The organism is Streptomyces sp. NPDC044002 (assembly GCF_056434525.1).
This window is the reverse complement of the sequence record NZ_JBWKEZ010000027.1, coordinates 1-22,215: the sequence shown is the minus strand read 5'-3', so window position 1 is coordinate 22,215 and position 22,215 is coordinate 1. Positions and strand designations below refer to the sequence as shown.

Annotated in this window: 24 protein-coding genes, 1 tRNA gene and 1 pseudogene; 8 read left to right on the top strand and 18 right to left on the bottom strand. The window is 73.0% G+C overall.

Annotated elements, in window-relative coordinates; all coding sequences use genetic code 11:
• Positions 1-36: 36 nt before the first annotated feature.
• Genes AC07A6_RS20875 through AC07A6_RS20860 form a run of 4 tightly spaced genes read right to left on the bottom strand, consistent with a single transcriptional unit; the run spans position 37 to position 3,057 of the window.
• On the bottom strand, positions 37-819 hold the full coding sequence (locus tag AC07A6_RS20875) for a MerR family transcriptional regulator (RefSeq protein WP_478778049.1): 783 nt from the start codon (positions 817-819) through the stop codon (positions 37-39).
• 34 nt (positions 820-853) lie between these two features.
• The gene (locus AC07A6_RS20870; protein WP_478778048.1) at positions 854-1,915 is read right to left on the bottom strand and encodes an ArsO family NAD(P)H-dependent flavin-containing monooxygenase; all 1,062 of its coding nucleotides are present in this window, start codon (positions 1,913-1,915) and stop codon (positions 854-856) included.
• The gene (locus AC07A6_RS20865) at positions 1,912-2,694 is read right to left on the bottom strand and encodes an aquaporin (protein WP_478778047.1); all 783 of its coding nucleotides are present in this window, start codon (positions 2,692-2,694) and stop codon (positions 1,912-1,914) included. The genes AC07A6_RS20870 and AC07A6_RS20865 overlap by 4 nt, the downstream gene beginning before the upstream one ends.
• A gap of 48 nt (positions 2,695-2,742) precedes the next feature.
• A complete protein-coding gene (locus tag AC07A6_RS20860) occupies positions 2,743-3,057 on the bottom strand; it encodes an ArsR/SmtB family transcription factor (protein WP_478778046.1) in 315 nt (104 codons plus the stop codon).
• Between the two features lie 76 nt (positions 3,058-3,133).
• On the opposite strand from AC07A6_RS20860, the pseudogene AC07A6_RS20855 reads away from it, so the two are divergent.
• Both AC07A6_RS20855 and AC07A6_RS20850 read left to right on the top strand, forming a co-directional pair.
• A pseudogene (locus AC07A6_RS20855) lies at positions 3,134-3,385 on the top strand (arsenate-mycothiol transferase ArsC); the annotation flags it as partial.
• A 118-nt stretch (positions 3,386-3,503) separates the two neighbouring features.
• The gene (locus AC07A6_RS20850) at positions 3,504-3,923 is read left to right on the top strand and encodes an arsenate reductase ArsC (RefSeq protein WP_053631525.1); all 420 of its coding nucleotides are present in this window, start codon (positions 3,504-3,506) and stop codon (positions 3,921-3,923) included.
• 299 nt (positions 3,924-4,222) lie between these two features.
• Here AC07A6_RS20850 and AC07A6_RS20845 read toward each other — a convergent pair whose 3' ends face one another.
• Entirely contained in the window at positions 4,223-4,678 is a 456-nt protein-coding gene (locus AC07A6_RS20845) for an ArsR/SmtB family transcription factor (protein WP_478778045.1), read from the bottom strand.
• Between the two features lie 150 nt (positions 4,679-4,828).
• Between AC07A6_RS20845 and AC07A6_RS20840 the strand changes: the two genes are divergently transcribed.
• Both AC07A6_RS20840 and AC07A6_RS20835 read left to right on the top strand, forming a co-directional pair.
• A complete protein-coding gene (locus tag AC07A6_RS20840) occupies positions 4,829-6,490 on the top strand; it encodes a LuxR C-terminal-related transcriptional regulator (protein WP_478778044.1) in 1,662 nt (553 codons plus the stop codon).
• 177 nt (positions 6,491-6,667) lie between these two features.
• Positions 6,668-8,077, top strand: coding sequence for an FAD-binding oxidoreductase (locus AC07A6_RS20835; protein WP_478778043.1), 1,410 nt, complete (start codon positions 6,668-6,670; stop codon positions 8,075-8,077).
• Positions 8,078-8,086: 9 nt separating this feature from the next.
• Here the strand turns inward: AC07A6_RS20835 and AC07A6_RS20830 are convergent, their stop codons facing one another.
• The 3 genes from AC07A6_RS20830 to AC07A6_RS20820 all read right to left on the bottom strand — a co-directional run bounded on the left by AC07A6_RS20830 (position 8,087) and on the right by AC07A6_RS20820 (position 10,280).
• Positions 8,087-8,911, bottom strand: a complete 825-nt coding sequence (locus AC07A6_RS20830; protein WP_478778042.1) for an alpha/beta fold hydrolase — start codon at positions 8,909-8,911, stop codon at positions 8,087-8,089.
• 399 nt (positions 8,912-9,310) lie between these two features.
• On the bottom strand, positions 9,311-9,763 hold the full coding sequence (locus AC07A6_RS20825; RefSeq protein WP_478778041.1) for a YbhB/YbcL family Raf kinase inhibitor-like protein: 453 nt from the start codon (positions 9,761-9,763) through the stop codon (positions 9,311-9,313).
• Between the two features lie 385 nt (positions 9,764-10,148).
• Positions 10,149-10,280 carry a hypothetical protein gene (locus tag AC07A6_RS20820; RefSeq protein WP_478778107.1) on the bottom strand — a complete coding sequence of 44 codons (132 nt, stop codon included), beginning with the start codon at positions 10,278-10,280 and terminating at the stop codon, positions 10,149-10,151.
• Here AC07A6_RS20820 and AC07A6_RS20815 point away from each other — a divergent pair.
• Entirely contained in the window at positions 10,248-10,532 is a 285-nt protein-coding gene (locus AC07A6_RS20815; RefSeq protein WP_478778104.1) for a hypothetical protein, read from the top strand. The genes AC07A6_RS20820 and AC07A6_RS20815 overlap by 33 nt on opposite strands.
• Positions 10,533-10,588: 56 nt before the next feature.
• Here AC07A6_RS20815 and AC07A6_RS20810 read toward each other — a convergent pair.
• A tRNA-Pro gene (locus AC07A6_RS20810) sits at positions 10,589-10,662 on the bottom strand.
• 116 nt (positions 10,663-10,778) lie between these two features.
• Here AC07A6_RS20810 and AC07A6_RS20805 point away from each other — a divergent pair.
• Positions 10,779-11,285, top strand: a complete 507-nt coding sequence (locus AC07A6_RS20805) for a DUF309 domain-containing protein (RefSeq protein ID WP_478778040.1) — start codon at positions 10,779-10,781, stop codon at positions 11,283-11,285.
• Here AC07A6_RS20805 and AC07A6_RS20800 read toward each other — a convergent pair.
• The 4 genes from AC07A6_RS20800 to AC07A6_RS20785 are packed head-to-tail and all read right to left on the bottom strand — an operon-like array spanning position 11,282 to position 14,562.
• Positions 11,282-11,674: a VOC family protein gene (locus AC07A6_RS20800; RefSeq protein WP_478778039.1), complete on the bottom strand. Its 393-nt coding sequence runs from the start codon at positions 11,672-11,674 to the stop codon at positions 11,282-11,284. The genes AC07A6_RS20805 and AC07A6_RS20800 overlap by 4 nt on opposite strands.
• 4 nt (positions 11,675-11,678) lie before the next feature.
• Entirely contained in the window at positions 11,679-12,305 is a 627-nt protein-coding gene (locus tag AC07A6_RS20795; protein WP_362467274.1) for a LutC/YkgG family protein, read from the bottom strand.
• A complete protein-coding gene (locus tag AC07A6_RS20790) occupies positions 12,302-13,780 on the bottom strand; it encodes a lactate utilization protein B (protein WP_478778038.1) in 1,479 nt (492 codons plus the stop codon). Before AC07A6_RS20790 ends, AC07A6_RS20795 begins: the two co-directional genes overlap by 4 nt.
• Positions 13,777-14,562, bottom strand: a complete 786-nt coding sequence (locus AC07A6_RS20785) for a (Fe-S)-binding protein (RefSeq protein WP_478778037.1) — start codon at positions 14,560-14,562, stop codon at positions 13,777-13,779. Before AC07A6_RS20785 ends, AC07A6_RS20790 begins: the two co-directional genes overlap by 4 nt.
• Positions 14,563-14,580: 18 nt before the next feature.
• Here AC07A6_RS20785 and cobF point away from each other — a divergent pair, with 18 nt between their 5' ends.
• The gene (gene cobF / locus AC07A6_RS20780; RefSeq protein ID WP_478778036.1) at positions 14,581-15,333 is read left to right on the top strand and encodes a precorrin-6A synthase (deacetylating); all 753 of its coding nucleotides are present in this window, start codon (positions 14,581-14,583) and stop codon (positions 15,331-15,333) included.
• Here cobF and AC07A6_RS20775 read toward each other — a convergent pair.
• Positions 15,320-16,474 (bottom strand): aminotransferase class V-fold PLP-dependent enzyme, encoded by a 1,155-nt coding sequence (locus AC07A6_RS20775; RefSeq protein WP_478778035.1) that lies wholly within the window; start codon positions 16,472-16,474, stop codon positions 15,320-15,322. The two genes, cobF and AC07A6_RS20775, sit on opposite strands and share 14 nt — an antisense overlap.
• A gap of 229 nt (positions 16,475-16,703) precedes the next feature.
• Positions 16,704-16,946, bottom strand: a complete 243-nt coding sequence (locus AC07A6_RS20770; RefSeq protein ID WP_478778034.1) for a hypothetical protein — start codon at positions 16,944-16,946, stop codon at positions 16,704-16,706.
• A gap of 489 nt (positions 16,947-17,435) precedes the next feature.
• Between AC07A6_RS20770 and AC07A6_RS20765 the strand changes: the two genes are divergently transcribed.
• Positions 17,436-17,909 carry a hypothetical protein gene (locus AC07A6_RS20765; protein ID WP_362467268.1) on the top strand — a complete coding sequence of 158 codons (474 nt, stop codon included), beginning with the start codon at positions 17,436-17,438 and terminating at the stop codon, positions 17,907-17,909.
• An 84-nt stretch (positions 17,910-17,993) separates the two neighbouring features.
• Here the strand turns inward: AC07A6_RS20765 and AC07A6_RS20760 are convergent, their stop codons facing one another.
• From AC07A6_RS20760 to AC07A6_RS20750, 3 genes are all read right to left on the bottom strand, one after another.
• Positions 17,994-20,213 (bottom strand): NADP-dependent isocitrate dehydrogenase, encoded by a 2,220-nt coding sequence (locus tag AC07A6_RS20760; protein WP_478778033.1) that lies wholly within the window; start codon positions 20,211-20,213, stop codon positions 17,994-17,996.
• Between the two features lie 184 nt (positions 20,214-20,397).
• Complete coding sequence (locus AC07A6_RS20755) at positions 20,398-20,751, bottom strand: DUF805 domain-containing protein (RefSeq protein ID WP_478778032.1); 354 nt, start codon at positions 20,749-20,751, stop codon at positions 20,398-20,400.
• 167 nt (positions 20,752-20,918) lie between these two features.
• Positions 20,919-21,746 (bottom strand): chitosanase, encoded by an 828-nt coding sequence (locus tag AC07A6_RS20750; RefSeq protein WP_478778103.1) that lies wholly within the window; start codon positions 21,744-21,746, stop codon positions 20,919-20,921.
• Positions 21,747-22,215 lie beyond the last annotated feature (469 nt).

Below are 22,215 nucleotides of genomic sequence, written 5' to 3'. Positions count from 1 at the left end.
CGAGGAGGGACTCGCCGGAGGACTTCGTCTCGGGGTTCATGCGGTGACTCCGAACAGATCGGCGAGCAGCGGGCCGGCGGCTTCGGGGGCGCGCACCGTCAGCGTCAGGTGCGTGGGGGCGAGTTTCAGGGTGAAGTCGAAGAACGCGCAGCAGTCCTGCTCGGCCGCTGCGAGGGCCGCGAGCTCGGCGGCCAGCTCGGGGGTGCTGGGGAAGGCCAGACGCACGCCGTCGGCGAGCTCCTCGCGGCTGGTGGCCTGCGCGGTCAGTGCCCGCCACTGGGCGGTTCGCTCGCCGAGTTCGGCCCCGGCGAGCGTGCAGGCCACCGGCGCCTCGCGCCACGGCTCCTCGGCCGCGTGCTGGGTACGGGTGGGCGAGAGCTCGATCAGGACCTGCCCCGCTGCCTGCGGCCGCCCGTCGGTGGTGGTGCAGCCGCAGTCCGGGCCGCACCCACCGGACGGCGCCGGCCCGGACAGCTGCCGGTGGACCTCGGCGAGCCGGGCGGAGAACGCCGCGAGCTCGGCCGAGCGGCGGTCCGCATCCGCGATCCGGTCGGCGACCAGCGGCACCATCCGCTCCCGCACCACCGCGCACACCCCCGCGTCCCGCACGTCGAGCAGGTCGCGGATGTCCTCCAGCGCCAGGCCCAGCAGCTTCGCGGAGGAGATGAACGCCAGCCGCTCGACCGCGTCAGGCCCGTACTGGCGGTAGCCGGACGCCGTCCGCTCGGCCGGCAGGAGTCCGGCCGTCTCGTAGAACCGCAGCGTGGAAGCCGGTACGCCGGAGCGTTCGGCCAGCTGCGAGATGCGCAGTGTGCTCATGCCTCGAACGTAAACCTTCGACCCGACTCGAAGGTCAAGCCCGCAGCAGCCCGGCGATCTCACGGGCGGCGTCACGGGCGGGGCGGCCGACGCCGATGAGGGTGGCGGAAGCCGGGCCTGTCCAGTCTCCGTAGCCGAGCAGGTGAAGCCGTGGCTCGTCGACCGCGCGGGTGCCGACGGTGGCGATGTGCCCCCGGGTCCCGCGCAGGCGCAGCGAGGCGAAGTGCGCGAGGGCGGGGCGGAAGCCGGTGCACCAGATCACCGCCTCGGCCTCGGCCGTCGTCCCGTCCGCCCATTCGACGCCGGTGGCGGCGAGGCGGCTGAACATCGGCTCGGCGGTCAGCAGGCCGGCGTCGCAGGCGGCCCGTACGGGCGGGACGGCGACGATGTCGCCGAGGGAGGCGACGCCGCCGGTGTCGGTGCGTCCTTCGTCGAGGGCGCGGCGGCGGGCGGTCGCCGCGTCGAAGAGTGCGCGGCCGTCGATGTCGTCGGCGAGGTAGCGGGGCGGGCGCTGGGTGACCCAGGTCAGGTCGATCCCGGCGTGGGCGAGGTCGGCGGCGATCTGGGCGCCCGAGTTGCCGCCTCCGACCACGATCACCCGCTGGCCGGCGAACTCGGACGGGCTGCGGTACTGCACCGTGTGCAGCTGGCGGCCCTGGTACTCCCGCCGTCCGGGGACGGCGGGCAGGAAGGGGCGGGTCCAGGTGCCGGTGGCGCTGATGACCGCCCGCGCGGTCCAGGTGCCGGAGTCCGTCTCGACTCGCAGACCGGAGCCGTCGCGGTGGACGCTCTCCACCCACGTCCCGCGCTGGACGGGGAGCTCGTACCGCTTCTCATAGTCGGCCAGGTAGTCGAACACGTGTGCGGCGTCCGGGTAGAGCTCGCCCGGCTGGGACGGCATGAGCCGGCCGGGCAGGGAGGAGTACTGGGCCGGGGAGAACAGGCGCAGGGAGTCCCAGGTGTGCTGCCAGGCCCCGCCGGGCGCCGTCTGGGCGTCGAGGATGACGTGCTCGATGCCCAGGCGGCGCAGGTGGTAACCGGCGGCGAGCCCCGCTTGGCCGCCGCCGATCACCACCACGTCCGTGCGCTGCGTCATGCCGCAGGCGTCCCGTTGTCCGTCTTGCCGCGCATGAAGATGACGGCCACGAGGGCCAGGCCCACGACGGTGCCCGCGAGCTGCATGCCTATGAAGCCGGGCACCGAGGCCGGGGCGATGCCCGCGAAGGTGTCCGTGAAGGCGCGGCCGATGGTGACGGCCGGGTTGGCGAAGGAGGTGGAGGAGGTGAACCAGTACGCGGCGCCGATGTACGAGGCGACCGCGACGGGTGCGAAACGGAGGCGGTCGGTGCGGGCCAGGCCGAAGATCAGCAGGATCAGGCCGGCCGTGGCGACGACCTCGCCGAGGAGGAGGTTCCCGGCGGAGCGGTCGTGGGTGGACCACTTGACCAGCGGTTCGCCGAACATCGCGTCCGCGAGGATCGCGCCCGCGATGGCGCCCACGATCTGCGAGGGCACGTACACGCCCAGCTCGCGGGCGTTGACGCCGGCTCCGCCGCGGCGGGCGGTCCACCACTCGGCCAGGGTGACGGCGGGGTTGAAGTGGGCGCCGGAGACCGGGCCGAGGAGTGCGATGAGGACGCCGAGCCCGAACACCGTGGCGGTCGAGTTGGCCAGCAGCTGCAGCGCGACGTCGTCGGTGAGCTTCGTGGCCTGGATGCCCGATCCGACCACGACCGCGACGAGGGCGGCGGTGCCGACCAGCTCGGCAGCGGCGCGGGCGATCAGCGGGGTACGGGGCGGGGTCGCGCCGGGCGCGGGCTGCGGCGCCGCATCGTCGGCTATGGCGCCGCTCGCGGCGGGCTCGGTGGCGGTCAAGACAGGTTCTCCTCGGGCAGGTGAGGCAGAGCAGACGAGCTGTGAAGGCTATGGGCAGGACCGCTTGAGGTTCGCTTCGGCGGTGGCTCGCGCGGTCTGGGCGAGGTCGGCGAACTGACCGGCGAGGGTTTCGATGACTTCCGGGCGCAGGCGGTAGTAGATGTACCTCCCGCATGGCTCCGTCTCGACGACCCCGGCCTCGCGCAGCACCTTCATGTGGTTGGAGAGGTTCGTCTGCTTGGCGCCCGTCTCCTCCACGAGGTGGGTGGTGCAGAGCGTCTCACGGGCGAGCAGGGTCACGATCCGGAGCCTGAGCGGGTCGGCCAGAACCCGGATCAGATCAGTGTCGACTGACATCATCATGGACTGATATTGTCACATCAGTCGGGGCTGACACCAGCCCGAGCTGATCCTATTGGCTCCTTTGGACAGGATCGCCATGCCCTCGCCCTCCTCGCCCCTCCTGCCGGACGAACGGCTGACCGCCGACCGCTTCGACACCCTCGCCCACACCCAGGGGCTGACGTGCGGGCCGACACGGGTACCGTTCGTGTGCAGCCACAACGCAGGCCGCTCCCGGATGGCCGCCGCCCTCCTCGCCCACCGGGCAGGCGATGCCGTCACCGTCTCCTCCGCAGGCACCCGCCCCGCAGACGAGGTCGCGCCGCACATCAGCCAGGCCCTCACCGAGGCAGGCGTGGAACCGGCCGACGCCTGCCCCGTGGTACCGGGCCGCCGCTACCTCGACTGGCCCGTGGCCGACCCCCACGCATCCCCATCGCAGTCGCCTCACCCCCTAGGAAGAACAGATGTCCTCCGCTCCTGCCGCCTCCGTCCTGTTCGTCTGCATCCACAACGCGGGCCGCTCTCAGATGGCTGCCGGGTTCCTGCGCCACCTCGCGGGCGACCGGGTCGAGGTCCGCTCCGCCGGCTCCATGCCCGGCGAGCAGATCAACCCCTCCGCCGTCGCCGCCATGGCCGAGCTGGGCATCGACATCTCCGACCAGAAGCCGAAGGTCCTCACCCCCGAGGCTGCCCAGGCTTCGGACTACATCATCACGATGGGCTGCGGCGACGCCTGCCCGTACTTCCCCGGCAAGACCTACCTCGACTGGCAGCTCGAGGACCCGGCCGGCCAGGGCGTGGAGGCCGTCCGCCCCATCCGTGACGAGATCAAGGGCCTCATCGAGGGCCTCATCGCCGAGATCGACGCCAAGTCGAAGGCCTGAGGCACCTGACGTGACCGAGACGACCCGACCGACGACGTCCGCGACGTCATCGTCATAGGCTCCGGCCCCGCCGGATACACCGCCGCCCGGGGCCGGTCAAGCGCGCGGCGGAGCTGCGTCAGGTGTTCGGTGGCGACGCAGGCTCCGCGGACTGGGCGCGGGCGAGCCCGGTGGACGGTGCCGGTGGCCGCCAGGATGGCCACGACCGCCAGGGCCCGGCGCCAGTGCGGCGTAGGCCGCCGGACGGATCGGGTGCTCGCGGACATTCCTCAACTCCCCGTGATCACACGCTGCGTTGATCACCACCTGGCTGGCGGCTGCGAGATCATCGCGTACCCAGCCGCGGATTCCCGGCATCTCGGGGGCGGAAAGCCAACCTCACGCAGGCATGCGGTGCGCGCCGGTTCGACGGTGACCTGGTGGGTCTGGGCGACCTGGCGCAGGAGGCCGTAGAGGGCGCCGACGTCGTGGCCGGCGAGGCGTTGGTGGATCCGTACGCCTTCGCGGCGGCCGGCGACGAGCCCGGCCTGCTTGAGGGTCTGCAGGTGCGCCGAGGCGGTGGTCAGGTTCAGTCCGGCCGCCTCGGCGAGCGCGTCGACCGTGCGCTCACGCTGCGCCGGCAGGTCGAGCAGTCCCAGGCGTTTCCGCTGATCAGCGCCTTGCCATGCAGGCGAAAGCCACGTCCAGGGCCGACTTGCGCCGCCCTCACCGCCGCCTGAGGCCTCATCGTCGTGGTGCGTATGTACGAAACACACCCCCGCACCGTCGAGGCCCCCGGTCAAACGTGGCCCCGGGACACCCTGCGGCATCGCTGACGCCTCCCAGTGACGCGCTACGCCGGGCAGGTGCCATGGAGACGGCGGCAAGCCATGCACCCGGTCCGGCATGCTCCTACGCTGGTAGGCGTGGTCACCGTGGAAGAACGGTCGATCGACCGGGCCAGGGCTGCCGCCGCCCGGGAGGCCTGGGCCGAGGCCTATCCGCTGCTGCGCGCCCTCGACCCCGCGCGGCTCGGCCCCGACGACCAGGCCGTGCTCGCGGACGCCGCCTGGTGGACCGGCCGGGTCGACGAGTCGATCACCGCCCGGGCCCGCGCGTACACCGGCTACGAGGCTGCCGGCCTCGCCCGCGGGGCCGCGATGATGGCCTGGCTGCTCTACTACGAGCACCGGCTCGCCGGCCGTACCAGCGCTGCCGCCGGCTGGCTGGCCCGGTCCCGCGAGCAGCTGCGGGACCTGCCCGAATGCGAGGAACAGTGCTACCTCGTCTGGGTGGAGACAGAGGAGGCCCAGGAGCGCGGCGCGTTCTCCGAGGCCGCCGAGAAGGCCTCCGAGATGGCCGCGATCGCACGACGCTGTGGCAGCACCGACCTGCTGGCCATGAGCACCCTCGCGCAGAGCGGCGTCCTGCTCGCCGAGGGCCGGGTGGCCGAGGGCCTGGCCCGGCTGGACGGCGCCATGTGCGCCGCGACGGCGGGCGAGCTGAGCGCCTTCTTCACCGGCTGGATCTACTGCCTGGGGCTCCAGGCGTGCATGGCCTGCGCGGACCTGCGTCGGGCCGCCGAATGGGCCGAGGCCGCAATGGCCTGGTGCGCCTCCATGCCCGAGGCGAACAACTTCCGGGGGCTGTGCCGGGTCCACCGCGCGCAGGTCGCCGAGCTGTCCGGGGACTGGGCCCGCGCGGCCGACGAGGCGGCCGTGACCTGCGCGGAGCTGCTTCCCTACGAGACGCGGATGGCGGCGGAGGCGGTCTACGTGACCGCGGGGATCCAGCGCCGGCGCGGCGACCTGGCGGCAGCCGAAGCCTCGTACGCCCGCGCCCACGAGCTGGGCCGCGACCCGCAGCCGGGGCTGTCCCTGCTGCACCTCGCCCAGGGCAAGGCGGCGGCCGCGGCTGCCGGCCTGCGCGGCGCGCTGGCCCGTGAGGACGCGGAGGAGGCAGGCCTGCCGGAGCGGACCCGGCTGCTCGCGGCGCAGGTCGAGGTCGCCCTCGCGCTCGGCGACATGGACCTGGCGAGGGCGGCGGCCGGCGAACTGGCGGCGGGCGCCCTCGCCTGGGAGGAGCGGTGCGGATCCGCTCACACGGTGCTGCACGCCAGGGCCGCGGCAGCCCGCGGGGCGGTCGCGTACGCCGCCCACGAGGAGGACGCGCGGGCGCTGCTGCACCGGGCGCTGGCGCTGTGGCTGGAGCTGGGCGTGCCGTACGAGGCCGCGCAGGTGCGTATGACCCTGGCGGCGGCTGCGCGGGCCGGTGAGGACGAGGAAGGCGCCCGGCTGGAGCTCCAGGCTGCCCGCGCCGTCTTCACACAGCTGGGCGCGGAGCCCGACGCGCGCCGGGCCGCCGCCCTGCTCGGCGGCGCGGAGCGGCGGCTGCCGGGCGGGCTGACCGAGCGGGAGACCCAGGTGCTGCGGCTGGTCGCGGCCGGACACACCAACCGGTCCATCGCCGCCGAGCTGGTGATCAGCGAGCACACCGTCGCCCGCCACCTCAACAACATCTTCGCGAAGCTCGACGTGTCCTCGCGGGCGGCCGCCACGGCCTACGTGTACACCCACGGCCTGGCCTGATCCCGTACGGCTCTTCCCGTACGGCTCCTCCCGTACGGATCCTCCTCATGGGCTGTTCTGCCCATCCGCGCGCCCGCCGCAATGGGTGGTTGGGGCGATGAGCCTCGTCCGACCTCGGAGCTACAACGGCGGTACGAAGCGCAGAAGAGAGGCATGAGGAGAGAGGCGGTGGCCGTCATGACCGCCCAACCGACGGCTCCGGCCCGGACCCGCACCACGACTCTCACGGACACGCTGTCCCGGCAGCTCCGGGACTCCGTCCACGGGGAGGTCGTCGAGCCGGGAGACCCGGACTACGAGAACGCCCGCAAGGTCTACAACGCCATGCACGACAGGCGGCCGGCGGCCGTGGTCCGCGCCGCCGACGCCGGCGACATCATCACCACCGTGGACTTCGCACGCGAGCAGGACCTCGCGCTGGCGGTGCGCGGCGGCAGCCACGCCGTCGCCGGCTACGGCACCTGCGACGGCGGGGTGGTCCTCGACCTCGGGCGGATGCGCGGGATCCGCATCGACCCCGAGGCACGCACAGCCCGCGCCGAGGGAGGCTGCACCTGGGCCGACCTCAACCACGCCGCGCACGCCTTCGGCCTGGCCACCACCGGCGGAGTCATCTCCAGCACCGGCATCGGCGGGCTGACCACGGGCGGCGGCATGGGCTACCTGTCCCGGCGCTGCGGCTTGGCCTGCGACAACCTCATCGCGGCCGACGTGGTCACGGCGGACGGTTCGTTCGTCACGTGCACGCCGGAGCACGAGAGCGATCTGCTGTGGGCCGTCCGCGGCGGGGGCGGCAACTTCGGTGTGCTCGCCTCGCTCTCCTACCGACTGCACCCGATCGCCGACATCCTCGGCGGACCGACGTTCTATCCCCTCGACCCCGACGTGATGCGCCGGTACCGGGAGCTGATCGCCGATTCCCCCGAGGAGTTCGGCGCGCTGCTGGTCGTCGGGCTGGGGCCGCCGGTTCCGTTCCTGCCGGAGCGCTGGCACGGGCGGCCGCTCTGCGGGGTCGTGACCTGCTGGTCCGGTCCCGAGGAGGAGGACGAGCGGATCCGCGCCCGGCTGGCCGCCCTCGGCCCCGTCCTCGGGCAGTACCTGGGGCGGATGCCCTATCCGGTGGTCAACACGTTCTTCGACGAGATGCTCCCCGCCGGGCTCTTCCACTACTGGAAGGGCACCTTCAGCCGCGGCCTGCCGGACGGGGCGATCGAGGCGTACGCGTCATTCGGCGCCGGCACGCCCAGCATCGAGAGCGCGACCGTGGTGTTCCCCCTCGACGGCGCCGTACAACGTGTGGGGCCGGAGGACACCGCGTTCGCCTACCGGGACGCGGACTTCGCCACGGCCCTGAGCCCGACCATGTCGACCCGCGCCGGGTGCGAGGACGCGATGGAATGGGTGCGCGGCTTCGCGGCGGCCCTGGCCCCGCACTCCGCGGAGGGGGCGTACGTGAACTTCATGGACGCGGACGACCAGCACCGGGTGCCCGCCAACTACCGGCAGAACCACGACCGGCTCCGGTCCCTGAAGCGCCGCTACGACCCCGGCAACCTGTTCCGCCTGAACCACAACATCAGGCCGTGACCCACGGGGCTACGCGGTGCGCCGGATCCCGTCGACGAAGGCGGTCAAGCGCTCCGCGTAGGCCCCCGGGTGGCTGATGTGGGGGATGTGACCGGCTCCCTGGAAGGTGTGCGTCTCGGCCTGGGGCAGCGCCTTCGAGAGCCGGTCCGTGATCGTGGCGAACCACGGCGGGCTCTCTGTCCCCTTCGAGATCAGGACGGGCCCGGGGTAGCCGGAGAGCCGGCCGAGGTCGAGATCCGCCCACCCCGGGTCGGCCTGCTCGTCCAGGAAGGTGGGGGCGTTGGCGACGAAGGCGTCGCGGAGCCGCTCCGGCAGTTGGTCCCAGCCCCCGGGTCCGAGGGCGACCTCCTCCACGAACTGACGCGCTCCCGCGAGCGGCTCGCCTGCCCGCAATCGCCCCAGGACGGCTTCGATCCTCCGGTCGGTGGCCTCCATCAGCGGCCGCAGCTCGGAGTCGTCGGCCACGACGCTCATGAGCGGGGGTTCGTGGACGACGATTCCCCGGAAGAGATCGGGTCGCCGGGACGCCAGGCCGAGTACGGTCGAGGCGCCGAAGGAGTTGCCCGCCACGTACGCCGGTGCGAACCCCAGTGTCTCCATGAGCGCGGCGAGGTCCTCTTCGTCCTCGAACCGGGAACCGGATCCCGGCGGGCGCTCGCTCTGGCTGTGCCCCCGCCGGTCGTAGACCAGCACCCGGAACCTCAGCGCGAGGGCGTGCAGCACCGGGGTCCAGCTCTCGTGGTCACCCCAGGAGCCGTGCACCAGGACCAGCGGATCACCGTCCCCGCCCGCCTCGTAAAAGAGTTCGACACCGTTCACTTCGACCTGTGACACGCCCGGTCTCCTCACCGAAGGGCGGCGGCGGGCGGCTACCCGCGGCCGGTGCCATTGAGTCACCGCAGCCTGGATCGTGACAACGACCCCGGTCCGCACGTCACTCGTCCGGGCGGACGTCAATCGGGGCGGATGTTCTTGTTGGCTTTCGGCGTCGAGGCCCGCAGGACGGATCACCACGAGTCGCAGTCCGTGCGCCGGAATCCGGCTGTCGCGGCGGGCGCCGGCAGTTCGGCCCGTCGGCCACTCGTGGCACGGTCACCGCGCAGCCAGTCGAACGTGTGCTGCGCGAGCCCTGGTTCATCAAGGACCTGGTTGCACACGTCGACTGCGCAGGCTCTGCAGGAGGACATGCGCCCGGCGGGTCAGACCCCACGGCTATGACCAGCGGTGAGGCGCTCAGCGCTGATAGGTCCCGACCAGGGTGCCTGAGGCCAGCTCCCGGCCCTTCAGGGCACGGTGTACGTCCTCGACCCCCGGGCGGTCGTGCAGCGGCAGCGGACCGGACACGGCGTACAGGCGGAAGAAGTACCGGTGCGGCCCGTGCCCAGGCGGGGGCATCGGGCCTCCCCATCCCACGCGCCCGAAATCGTTGGGCCACGGCAGGCCGCCATGGGGCTTCTGGTCCTCCGGCACCCCGATCGTCCCCGGATCGATGCCGGTCACCAGCCAGTGCAGGAAGGTCGACCCCGGCGCGTCCGGGTCCTCGCACAGGAGCACCAGCTCCGTGGCCTCCTGCGGCACCCCCGACCAGGTCAGGGGCGGTGAGATGTTCTCTCCCTCCCCGCTGTACCGGCGGGGGATCACCTTGTGATCGTCGAACGCGGTGCTGCTCAGATCAATTCCGCTCATGCGCGCGGCCATACCCGCGGGCAGCGGTGCCGGCACCGGTCCGCAGCCCGAAACCCCCGTACAGCCGAATCCACCCGGCCCGGATGCCGGAGCGGGCTGAGGATGGCCGTGTGCCGAGACGAGGATCCTGCTGGAGGGCCGTCCCGGAGCGGGCAAGACGACCGCCCTCCGCCGACTGGCCGCGCTGCTGCCCGCACACGCGGCCACCGGCTTCACTACGCCTGCCCGCGGACCTCGCGGCCCGGCTGCAGGGGCCCTGGACCACCGCACCTGGCGCCTGAAACCGGATCCGTGCCGACCTCGCTGAACACCGCAGGCGGGGAATGCAGTTGAAGACCGACAACGTGGAGCATTTCCACCTTCAGCGGGGGGGTCGGATCAGTCGTCAGATGTCCTCCCGGCACCGGCCGAAGACCTCGCCTGCGACATCGCTGTCCTCGGCGGCATGGTGACCGCCCTGCGGCTGGCCGAACGTGACCAGGACGTGGTGCTCCTCAAAGCGGAGTTCCGTGGGCACGGTTCCAGCTCGCGCAACGCGGGGCAGTTGGCGAGTGCTCGTGGCGGCGACCTCCATCTCCTGAACCTCCGCAGACCGCGCGGTCGGGCCGAGATCCGGGCAGCGGCGACGTGGGCCGGACCGGCGCCACATCACCGTGAAGTCCCGGTCTGGGGGCGAGACAGCCTTGCGGCGACCAACGCATCTCGACCGAGTCAAGGTGCACTTCGCCCCGGTCAAGTGCACAGGTCCCCAAACGGTCCCCAGAAATGATCAAAGGGCCGTTTCAGATTGCTCTGAAACGGCCCCTGACCTGCGACTCTTTCGAGTCGGGACGACAGGATTTGAACCTGCGACCCCTTGACCCCCAGTCAAGTGCGCTACCAAGCTGCGCCACGTCCCGTTACTGCTTCGTGCCCCTCACCTGGGGTTTCCCCCTCGTGCCGGGCACATGCAGAACATTACCCCACGCTGAGGGGTGCGTGTGCACGGGTAATCGGTGACGGGCAGGATGGCCTGGTGGAGGAACGGGAACGCGACCGGGACGGTGAGGGGCGGGCGCGCAGTGCGCGGCCGCGGGACGGGCTGGGGCGGCCGCTGCCGTACGGGGCCGAGGGTGTGGCGCGGCAGCCCGAGGGGGTGGTGCGGGCGCCGGGGGTGACGGTGGCGGAGGCGCAGCGGCTGCTGGACGCCGGGATGCCCTTCCACGCGCACGAGGTGTTCGAGGACGCGTGGAAGTCCGGGCGGGCCGAGGACGCCGGTCTGTGGCGGGGGCTGGCGCAGCTGGCGGTGGGGCTGACGCACGCCGCGCGGGGGAACTCCGTCGGCGGGGCGCGGCTGCTGCGGCGCGGGGCCGGGGCACTGGCTGGGCTCGGGGCCGGGGCCGGGGCCGGGGCCAGGGCCAGGGCCGGGGAGGCGTACGGGATCGACGTGGCCGGGCTCGTCGGGTGGGCCCGGGAGCTGGCCGGGCGGGTGGAGGCCGGGGAGCGGGTCGACGCCGCGGCCGAGGCCCCCCGGCTGGTCTAGGAGGCCGGCTCGAGGAGGTCCCAGCGGTTGCCGTAGAGGTCCTCGAAGACGGCGACGGAGCCGTACGGTTCGTGGCGCGGCTCCTCCAGGAAGCGGACTCCCTCGGCGGTCATCCGGGCGTGGTCGGCGGCGAAGTCGGCGGTGTAGAGGAAGAAGCCGACGCGGCCGCCGGTCTGGTCGCCGACGCGGGCGCTCTGGGCCTCGCCCTTGGCGCGGGCCAGGAGGATGGCGGACTCCTTGGCGCCGGGCGGACGGACCACGACCCAGCGCGACCCGTCCGGGCGGGCGGTGTCCTCGGCGAGTTCGAAGCCGAGTGCGCGGGTGTAGAAGTCGATGGCCTCGTCGTAGTCGTGGACCACGAGGGCGGTGAGGGCGATGTGGGAGGGCATGGGCCTATTGTGCGCCGAGGAGGACGACCTCCAGGGTGCGGGGGCCGTGTACGCCCTCCACCCGGTCGAGTTCGATGTCGCTGGTGGCGGAGGGGCCGGAGATCCAGGTCAGCGGGCGTGTCGGGTCGAGGCGTTCGAGGGCCTGCGGGACGGAGTCCACGACCTGGGCGGGGACGCGGACCACGCATACGTGGTGGTCCGGGACCAGGGTGATGCGGCGTCGGCCCTGGTCGGGGCCGCCGTCGAGGACGATGGTGCCGGTCTCGGCGATGGCCAGGGCGCAGCCGGTGACCACGCTGTCGACGCGGTCCAGGTCGTGCGGGGTGGAGGCCGCGTCGTCGTGGATGCGGGTGGCGGTGGTGGACGCCAGCCAGTGCCCCGGGAGGGCCGGCGGGACGAGGACGGTGCGGGAGGCCGGGAGCAGCCGGGCCAGGAGCCGCGCGATGCCGTCCTCGTCGGTGCGGTGGACCTTCGCCCGGTACTCCGTGAGGTTGGCGGCGAGGAGGTCCGCGGTCTCGGCGGGGGTGCGGCTGCCGTGGACGCGGAGGTAGTCCCGGGGGACGGGCGGGGCGTCGGGGGCCCCGGCGGTGGCCCGCCGGATGCGGGACAGGATGCGGTCCTTGGTGCTCAACCTCGGTTCCCCCGTTCTCGGAGCCACCAGTCGCGGAAGGATTCCGCCGGGATGTCGGGCAGTTCGCGGGTGTCGGTCCAGGCCCGGCCCGGGCCGGGGAGGCGGCGGGGGCGCAGCCTGCGGGCGCGGGCCAGCAGCCGCTCCCCCGCGCGCAGTGCGCCGGGATGGTCGAGGAGCAGCCGGGCGGCGCGCATGGCGGCCCGTTCGGCGGTGTGGCCGTGCGCGGGGCGCAGGCGTACGCGTACGCCCTCGCGGGTCACGGGGCCGCCCTGGACCACGCGTTCGCGGAGGTGGACGAGGATCTCGGGGATGTCGATGGCGACGGGGCAGACCTCGTAGCAGGCGCCGCAGAGGGTGGAGGCGTAGGGCAGGGTGGCGTCGACGGCGCTGCCGGTGCCGCGCAGCTGGGGGCTGAGGACGGCGCCGATGGGGCCCGGGTAGACGGAGCCGTAGGCGTGGCCGCCGGCGCGTTCGTAGACGGGGCAGACGTTGAGGCAGGCGGAGCAGCGGATGCAGCGCAGGGCCTGGCGGCCGGTGGCGTCGGCGAGGGTGTCGGTGCGGCCGTTGTCGAGGAGGACGAGGTGGAAGGCGGAGGGGCCGTCGCCCTCGTGGGTGCCGGTCCACATGGTGGTGTACGGGTTCATCCGTTCGGCGGTGGAGGAGCGCGGCAGGGTCTGGAGGAAGACCTCCAGGTCGCGGAAGGTGGGGACGACCTTCTCGATGCCGACGACGGAGATGAGGGTGTCGGGCAGGGTCAGGCACATGCGTCCGTTGCCCTCGGATTCCAGGACGACCATGGTGCCGGTCTCGGCGACCATGAAGTTGGCGCCGGAGACGGCCACCTTGGCGCGCAGGAACTTCTCGCGCAGGTGGAGGCGGGCGGCTTCGGCGAGTTCGCGGGGGTCGTCGCCGAGGTCCTCGGGGGCGGGGCGGCCCCAGCCGCCCATCTCGGAGCGGAAGATGTCGCGGATCTCGCTCCGGTTGCGGTGGATGGCGGGGACCAGGATGTGGGAGGGCCGGTCGTGGCCGAGCTGGACGATGAGTTCGGCGAGGTCGGTCTCGTAGGCGGCGATCCCGGCGGCTTCGAGGGCTTCGTTGAGGCCGGTCTCCTGGGTGGCCATGGACTTGACCTTGACGACCTCGCTCTCGCCGGTGGCGCGGACGAGGTCCGTGACGATGCGGTTGGCCTCGGCGGCGTCGGCGGCCCAGTGGACGGTGCCGCCGGCGGCGGTGACGGAGGCCTCCAGCTGGAGCAGGTAGCGGTCGAGGTGGCGCAGGGTGTGGTCCTTGACGGCCGCGCCCGCGGCGCGCAGCCGCTCCCAGTCGGCGAGTTCGGCGACGGCGCGGGCGCGTTTGTCGCGGATGGTGTGGGTGGCGTGGCGGAGGTTGGCGCGCAGTACGCCGTCCCGTACGGCCTCGCGGGCGGCGTCGGGGAACGGCGGGAAGGCGGGCATGCCGAGGTGCGTACCGGTCATGGCAGGGGGTCCTCCTCCAGAGGGTTCTCCTCCAGCGGGTCCTCCTCGGTGGCGGCCAGGATCTCGGCGAGGTGCAGGGTGCGCATCGGGTCCCCGGCGCGGTGGAGGATGCCGCCGAGGTGGGCGAGGCAGGAGTTGTCGGCACCGCAGAGCACTTCGGCGCCGGTGGCGCGGGCGGCTGCGGTCTTGTCGGTGCCCATGGCGGCGGACACGTCGGGGTTCTTGACGGCGAAGGTGCCGCCGAAGCCGCAGCACTCCTCGGCGCCGGGCAGCTCGACCAGGTGCAGGCCCTTGACGGCGGCCAGCAGCCGGCGGGGGCGCTCGCCCAGGCCGAGGGAGCGCAGGCCGTGGCAGGAGGGGTGGTAGGTGACGGTGTGCGGGAAGTACGCGCCGACGTCGGTGACGCCGAGGACGTCGACGAGGAACTCGGTGAGCTCGTGGACGCGCGGTACGAGGTCCCCCGCGAGTTCCGCCAGCTCGCTCCCCCGCCCCTCCTCGGCGGCCCGGCGGCCGATGCGCGGGTAGTGCTCGCGGACCATCGCGGCGCAGGAGCCGGAGGGGGTGACCACGTGGTCGTACCCGGCGAAGGCGGCGGCGGTGCGGCGCAGCAGCGGCTCGGCCTCGTGGCGGTAGCCGGTGTTGTACTGGGGCTGGCCGCAGCAGCTCTGGGCGGCGGGGAAGTCCACCTGGACGCCGAGCCGCTCCAGGAGCCGTACGACGGCGATGCCGGTCCGGGGGTACAGCGCGTCGTTGACGCAGGTGACGAACAGGGCGGCGCGCATGATGGGCACAATAGCCCGGTGAAGAAGTTCTCAGTCATCGGCATAGGCGCGGGCGACCCGGACCACCTGACCCTCCAGGCGGTCAGGGCGATGGGCGCGGCGGACGCATTCCTCATCCTGGAGAAGGGGGAGGAGAAGTCGGACCTGACCGGTCTGCGGCGGGCGATGCTCGACGCGCACGCCCGTCCCGGCCACCGGCTGGTGGAGGGCCGCGACCCGGACCGGGACCGCACCCCGGCCGACTACACCCCGACGGTGGACGGCTGGCGCAGCGCGCGGGCCGAGATCTTCGAGCGGTTCATCGCCGAGGACCTGGCGGAGGGCGAGACGGGCGCGTTCCTGGTGTGGGGCGACCCGTCCCTGTACGACTCCACGCTCGCGATCCTCGAAGAGGTGCTGGAGCACGGCCGGGTGGAGTTCGAGCACGAGGTGGTGCCGGGCATCAGCAGCGTGTCGGCGCTGCTGGCCCGGCACCGGACCAACCTGAACCGGGTGGGGCGGCCGGTCCAGATCACCACCGGCCGCCGGCTCGCGGAGGGCTGGCCGCAGGACGTGGACGACGTGGTGGTGATGCTGGACGCCCGGCACGCCTTCACCGCCCACCTGGACCAGGACCTGTACATCTACTGGGGCGCCTACGTGGGCACTCCGGACGAGATCCTGGTCCAGGGAAAGCTGGCGGAGGTGTCCGGCCGCATCGAGGAGCTGCGGACCGAGGCCCGCGCCCGCAAGGGCTGGATCATGGACACCTATCTGCTCAGGCGCCCCTGAGGAAGCCGGGCAGGACCTCGGCGAGGCGTTCGTACTCCTCGGCGCGGTTGTAGAGCTGTCCGCAGACGCGGATGCCGCCGCCGCCCGGCCGCGCCCAGATGAGGGTGCGGATGCGGGCCTTCGCCGCGATCTCCTCGCGCAGGGCCGAGGCGGCGTCCTGGGTCTCGGCGGTGCCGGGCGGCAGCAGCAGGGAGCGCATGGCCAGGCCCGGGGTGTGCGGGAGCGGGGTGAGGCCGGGGATCCGGGCGAGCAGTGCGGCCCCGTAGGCGGCGAGGGCCTCGTTGTGGGCCCGGACGCCTTCGGCGCCGAGCCGTTCGATGAGGTCGAGGCCCTCGGGGGCGGCCAGCCAGCCGGTGTAGTCGGCGGTGGCGCGGTACTCGACGGAGCGCGGGTAGCCGAGGTGGTCCTGCCAGGACGGGGAGAGGGAGCGGACCCGGGCGCGGTGGGCGGGGGCGACGGCGAGGAGGGCGGTGCCGGAGGGCGCGTAGCCCCACTTGTGGAGGTTGCCGAACCAGAAGTCGGCGCCGGCGACCGGTTCGGCCAGCATGCCGGGGGTGTGGGCGCCGTCGACGACGGTGGTGACGCCGCGTTCCGAGAGCTCGGCGAGCAGCCGGGGTGAGGCGATGAGCCGGGCGGTGGGCGAGCTGACGTGGTCGAGCAGGACCGCCTTGGTGCGGGGGGTGAGCGCGGCGAGCACGGTCTCGCGTACGGCGTCCTCGTCGGGCAGGTGCGGGTCCAGGGCCACGGTGGTGACGCGGGCGCGGCGGGCGGCGGCCGCGGTGACGGTTCCGTAGCCGTGGTCGGTGACGAGGACCTCGTCGCCGTCGGCGAGCGGGATGGCCTCGAAGGCGAGGTTGGCGCCCTCGGTGGCGTTGGAGATGAACGCGAGGCCGTCCGGGTCGGTGCCGAGGCGGGCCGCGATCCGGGTGCGGGTGGCGGCCAGCCGGTCGGGGAGGGCGAAGAAGAAGGCGTCGGGGTCGGCGTGGGCCTCGGCCCGCAGGGCCTCCTGGGCCTCCTGGACGGGCAGCGGGACGGCGCCGTAGGAGCCGTGGTTGAGGTGGGCGACGGCGGGGTCCAGCCGGAAGAGGCCGGGGCCGCCGGGGTAGGCGGGCGGGGCTGAGGGGGCGGACGGCGCGGGCACGGGTACCTCCGGGTCGGGACGTGTCGGGTGCGGGCCTGGTGGGCCCGCACCCGGAGCATGGGGTCTGGCCGCCCGGGAGGGAAGGGCCGCTTGGGCCGGATTGGCCTGCCCGGCGGCCGGACGTGCGTCCTCCGCCCGGTGTCCCGCCAGCGCGGTGTCCCGCCAGCCGGGTGCCCCCGGTCGGCCCGGTGTCCCGCCGGCCCGATGGCCCATCGGCACGGTGTCCCCGTCAGCTCGGGCGGCCGCTGGTCGCCGCGTGGTACTGGAGGTCCCGCACCGGCACCCGGTGGTCCACGGCGTACGGCAGCTCCACCCGGGCGGTGCTCCTCCCGCCGCGGGTCACCTCCGCCGTGCTGGTGCCGGGCCGCGGCGGCAGCAGTTCGGCGTGGACGCCGGATGGGGCCGGGTGCTCCCGCCTGGCGGAGCCGGCGGCGGCACGGACGGTCGCGGGCCCCGTCAGGAAGCCGAGCACCTCCACGGTGTCCCGGGCCGCCGACCGGCGGCGCCGGGGAGGGCGGGGCCTGGCCCGCCCCGCCGGGGCCCGGGGGCGGCGGAGGGCGCGGCGGGGCGGGCGCCGCTCTGGTCGGCTGCGGCGGTGAAGGGGTCCCGGGCGATGACGGCCGCGGCGCCGGCGCAGGCGAGCAGGAGGACGGTGACCGGCACGGCGAGCCGGTGCCCGGACGAGCGTGAGCGCCGCCGGTGCGCTGTCATCCGGTCCCCTCACGGTGAGCTCGCCCCCCGCCCCGCGGCCGGGGCTGTCCCTCAGCAGAGCCGATCGGCGTCCCGCGGACAACCGTCCACCGGCCCGGCAGGGCAGCCGCTGACCAGGGCGTTCCCGGACCATGCGCCGGAATACGACATTCCCCTGGCCATACTGCCGAATTGACGCATAATCGTCGTCACGCGGCTCGAAACAACCCTCGTGCCGCACTGGGTCACGTATGCAACGGGGGGCATCGTGATGATGGGGGACTCCCGGCCGACACCATCGGGCGGAGCGACCGGAACACTGCCGACCACGTCCACCGAACTCTCCCACCTGCTCACCGCCGTCCGGCGGGGCCGGGTGCTGACGGTCACGGGCCGGTTCCACGAGGCCCGGAGCCTGCTGGTGCGGGACGTCGCCCGGCGGCTGGCGTCCAACTTCTGCGACGGGGCCGCGGTGGTCACCGTCAGCCCGGACGGGGGCGTACGCGGCCTCGTGGGCGCGCTGGGCTGCGTACCGGGCATGCCCTTCCTGCCGTGCGGCACGGCCAACGCCGCCTCCTGGCTGGCGGAGCGGGACATGCTGCTGGTCCTGGACGGCAGCGACCGGCTCGGCCCCGAGGCGCTGACCTGGCTGCGGGAGCTGCTCGCCGCGGCGCCCGGGCTGCGCATCCTGGCGGCCGGCCGGCACCCCCTCGCCGTGGGCCAGGGGCGGGTGCACCGGCTCTGAGCCCCGCGGGTCCGGACATGCGTCCGCCCCGGCCGGGCACGGGGCCCGGCCGGGGCGGAACGCCTACTGCCTACTGCCCGGGGGTCAGCCCAGGATGGCGAGCGCCTGGTTCAGCGTCGCGGAGGGACGCATGACCTCGGCGGCCTTGGCCGGGTCGGGCTGGTAGTAGCCGCCGATCTCGGCCGGGGAGCCCTGGACGGCGTTCAGCTCGGCGACGATGGCCGTCTCCTGCTCGGCCAGCGTCTTGGCGAGCGGTGCGAAGGCCGCCGCCAGCTGGGCGTCGTCGCTCTGGCCGGCCAGCTCCTGCGCCCAGTACAGGGCGAGGAAGAAGTGGCTGCCGCGGTTGTCGATGCCGCCGAGGCGACGGGTCGGCGACTTGTCCTCGTTGAGGAAGGTGCCGGTGGCGCGGTCCAGGGTGTCGGCCAGGACCTGGGCGCGGGCGTTGCCCGTGGTGGTGGCGAGGTGCTCGAAGGAGGCGGCCAGCGCGAAGAACTCGCCCAGCGAGTCCCAGCGCAGGTAGTTCTCCTTGACCAGCTGCTGGACGTGCTTCGGGGCGGAGCCGCCGGCGCCCGTCTCGAAGAGGCCGCCGCCCGCCATCAGCGGGACGACCGACAGCATCTTGGCGCTGGTGCCCAGCTCAAGGATCGGGAAGAGGTCGGTCAGGTAGTCGCGCAGCACGTTGCCGGTCACCGAGATGGTGTCCTCGCCGCGGCGGATGCGCTCCAGGGAGTACTTCGTGGCCTCGACCGGGGAGAGGATCTCGATGGTCAGGCCCTCGGTGTCGTGGTCCGCGAGGTACGTCTTGACCTTGGCGATGAGCTGCGCGTCGTGGGCGCGGGTCTCGTCGAGCCAGAAGACGGCCGGGGCGCCGGTGGCGCGGGCGCGGGTGACGGCGAGCTTGACCCAGTCCTGGATGGGCAGGTCCTTGGTCTGGCAGGCGCGGAAGATGTCGCCGGCGGCGACCTCCTGCTCGATGACCACGTTGCCCGCGGCGTCGACGACGCGGACGGTGCCCGCGGCGGCGATCTCGAAGGTCTTGTCGTGGCTGCCGTACTCCTCGGCCTTCTGGGCCATCAGGCCGACGTTCGGCACCGAGCCCATGGTGGAGGGGTCGAAGGCGCCGTGCGCGCGGCAGTCGTCGACGACGACCTGGTAGACGCCCGCGTAGCTGCTGTCCGGGAGGACGGCGAGGGTGTCGGCCTCGGCGCCGTCCGGGCCCCACATGTGGCCGGAGGTGCGGATCATGGCCGGCATCGAGGCGTCGACGATGACGTCGGACGGCACGTGCAGGTTGGTGATGCCCTTGTCGGAGTCGACCATCGCGAGGGCCGGGCCCTCGGCGATCTCGGCGTCGAAGGAGGCCTTGATCGCGTCGCCGTCGGCGAGGCCGCCCAGGCCGTTCAGGATGGTGCCGAGGCCGTCGTTCGGCGACAGGCCGGCGGCGGCGAGGGTCTCGCCGTAGCGGGCGAAGGTCTTCGGGAAGAAGGCGCGGACCACGTGGCCGAAGATGATCGGGTCGGAGACCTTCATCATCGTGGCCTTGAGGTGCACGGAGAACAGGACGCCCTCGGCCTTGGCACGCTCGATCTGGTCGTTCAGGAAGGTGCGCAGGGCGTCGACGTGCATGACGGACGCGTCCACGACCTCACCGGCGAGGACGGGTACGGACTCGCGCAGGACGGTGGTGGCACCGTCGGCGGCGACGTGCTCGATGCGCAGCGTGCCGGCCTCGGCGATCACGGCGGACTTCTCGGTGGAGCGGAAGTCGTTCTCGCCCATGGTGGCGACGTTCGTCTTCGACTCGGAGGTCCAGGCGCCCATGCGGTGCGGGTGGGCCTTGGCGTAGTTCTTCACCGAGGCGGGGGCGCGGCGGTCGGAGTTGCCCTCGCGCAGGACCGGGTTGACGGCGCTGCCCTTGATCTTGTCGTAGCGGGCGCGGATCTCGCGCTCCTCGTCCGACTTCGGGTCGTCCGGGTAGTCCGGAAGGGCGTAGCCCTGGCCCTGGAGCTCGGCGATCGCGGCCTTCAGCTGCGGGATCGAGGCCGAGACGTTGGGCAGCTTGATGATGTTGGCCTCGGGGGTCTTCGCCAGCTCACCGAGCTCGGCGAGGGCGTCGGCGATCCGCTGCCCCTCCTCGAGGTACTCGGGGAAGACGGCGATGATCCGACCGGCCAGGGAGATGTCACGGGTCTCGACATTCACACCGGCAGTCGACGCGTAGGCCTGGATCACAGGCAGGAAGGAATACGTCGCGAGGGCCGGGGCCTCGTCAGTGTGCGTGTAGATGATGGTCGAGTCAGTCACCGGATGCTCCGCTCCACAGTCTGCGTCTCTCGTCTGCAACATTGCTCGACATCAAGATATCTCGTGATCGGGCATGTCTGGACAGCCCCCTGCCGGAAGACCGGTGGAGACGCGCGTCACTGCAACGGAAAAGGCGCCGCCGCCGGCCTCCGGGGCCGGCCGCGGCGCCGCTGCGCCGTGCGTCTCAGGCGGTGACCTGCTTGGGGCTCGCGCCGTACTCGTTCGGTCCGGCGTCGCCCTCCAGGGCCATCAGGACGATGATCGCGATCCAGCCGACGAAGGGGATGAAGCCGATCAGGTACCACCAGCCGGACCTGCCGGTGTCGTGCAGCCGGCGGATGCTCAGGCCCAGGGTGGGGAGGAAGACGGCGAGGTTGTAGATGTAGAAGACGACCGGGTAGCTGCCGAGCGCGAAGTCCACCGCGATCGCCACGATCATGATCGGGATGCTGCACAGGACGAACATCCAGTACTCCTGGCGGCGCGCGCGGCCGGAGAAGTCCGCGTAGCGCTTGATGACGTCGACGTAGTAGTGCACGAGTCCCCCCTAAGGACGGCATCGACGGCCCTTCGGCCTGAAAGGGGCCGGGCCCGGGTTATGCCCTGGGGCAGTCGCGCCCAAGCCATCTCCGGGTGCCTGATTCAGGCCACCGGGGTTGTTTTCAGGGGGAGTTGGCGACGCCTGCCACTGGCGTCCCGGGCGCCTCAGCCGATGCGGTAGGAGTCCCCGTAGACCTTCCATTCGAGCGGGGTGTCGAGGTTCAGGTTGCCCTTCTTCAGGAAGACCCGCTGGGCGGTGTCGACGCGGCTCGTGTCGCTGTGGGCCTCCTCCTGCTTCATCGCCCAGACCCGGGCGTCGAGGAAGGCGTTCAGCCACGCGGTCTCGTTGCCGCCCTGGGCCGGCGGCTTGGCCTTCGCGAGGGCCCGCTTGCGGATGTTGCGGAAGCTGGTGGGGTCGCCGCCGTCGCCGTGCATGACGATGGCGTCGTAGTAGATGAACTGCCCGAGGGTGCCGACCCCGTCGGACTTGCCCTGCCCGACGGCGGGGTTGAAGTAGACGCGGTCGCGCTCGTGGTCCTGGGCCTTCTTGAACTCCGCGTCCTGGGCCGCCTTGGCCCAGTCCCTGGTGAAGTTCGGGTCGAGTCCGGCGTGCGAGTCGCTGCCGTTGACCTTGCGGAGGGCGGGGAGGTACTTGGCGAGCACGTTCCCGGGCTTGACCTGGGTGTAGTACTCGACGAGGTCGAGCATGTCGCCGGTGCCGGAACAGAAGCCGATGATGCCGGCGGTGTAGCCGCGGCCGTCGCCTATGTCCTCGATGTACTTGTACTGGGCCTTCCAGTCGAGGGAGGAGTTCTCGGCGCTGGAGACGATCCGCATGGCGATGTCCTTCTTCGCCGGGTCGTCGAGCCCGGCCGCGGTGGCGGCGGGCGCGGTGGCGGTGGCGGTGGCACCGGGGGCGGGCGGGGCGGCGGTCGCGTGCGCCGCGACCGGGGCGGTGAGGAGGGCGGCGCCGAGCAGGGCGCCGGCGGCCATCGTCTTGCGACGGGGAGTGAACACAGGGCCTCCGTGGGGTGGTTGAGTTTTCCCTGATCCGTTAGGAAACTTTCCTACCAGACATCGGAGACAGGGAACACCCCTGCGGCCGCTCTCCTCTTCGACGCGCCGCTCGCGCGGCTCGGCGCCGGGGCGCCTCCCCGGCTTCGCGCCGCTGCGCCGGACTCCGTCCGCCGGACCCGGGGCGGGGCCGGCTTCGGTGGCCGGGCAGGTGGGTCGTCTGCGGCTGGGTGGGCCGCTGCGCGGGGCGAGGTCCCCTACCCGCCCTTCCACCGTTCCCCGGGCTCCGCCCGGACCCCTCCTGGGGGCTCCGCCCTCAGCCCCTCCCCCAGCTACCGCTGGGGGTACCCCCAGCGCCTCAAACGCCGGCGAGGCTGGATAGGCCGGCCGTCGCCTGGCGGGCTGGAGTGCGCGCAGCGCACTTCCAGCCCCGCCGGCGATTGAGGCG

Bases quoted from the DNA above. Each gene is read 5' to 3' on its own strand.
- AC07A6_RS20860 (WP_478778046.1), bottom strand. From the start codon at position 3,057: ATGATGATGTCAGTCGACACTGATCTGATCCGGGTTCTGGCCGACCCG.
- AC07A6_RS20850 (WP_053631525.1), top strand. From the start codon at position 3,504: ATGTCCTCCGCTCCTGCCGCCTCCGTCCTGTTCGTCTGCATCCACAAC.
- AC07A6_RS20825 (WP_478778041.1), bottom strand. From the start codon at position 9,763: ATGAGCGGAATTGATCTGAGCAGCACCGCGTTCGACGATCACAAGGTG.
- AC07A6_RS20785 (WP_478778037.1), bottom strand. From the start codon at position 14,562: ATGCGCGCCGCCCTGTTCGTCACCTGCGTCAACGACGCGCTGTACCCC.
- AC07A6_RS20870 (WP_478778048.1), bottom strand. From the start codon at position 1,915: ATGACGCAGCGCACGGACGTGGTGGTGATCGGCGGCGGCCAAGCGGGG.
- AC07A6_RS20765 (WP_362467268.1), top strand. From the start codon at position 17,436: ATGATGGGGGACTCCCGGCCGACACCATCGGGCGGAGCGACCGGAACA.
- AC07A6_RS20800 (WP_478778039.1), bottom strand. From the start codon at position 11,674: ATGCCCTCCCACATCGCCCTCACCGCCCTCGTGGTCCACGACTACGAC.
- AC07A6_RS20875 (WP_478778049.1), bottom strand. From the start codon at position 819: ATGAGCACACTGCGCATCTCGCAGCTGGCCGAACGCTCCGGCGTACCG.
- AC07A6_RS20790 (WP_478778038.1), bottom strand. From the start codon at position 13,780: ATGACCGGTACGCACCTCGGCATGCCCGCCTTCCCGCCGTTCCCCGAC.
- AC07A6_RS20835 (WP_478778043.1), top strand. From the start codon at position 6,668: ATGACCGCCCAACCGACGGCTCCGGCCCGGACCCGCACCACGACTCTC.
- AC07A6_RS20750 (WP_478778103.1), bottom strand. From the start codon at position 21,746: ATGGCCGCCGGCGCCCTGCTCGGCGCCGCCCTCCTCACCGCCCCGGTC.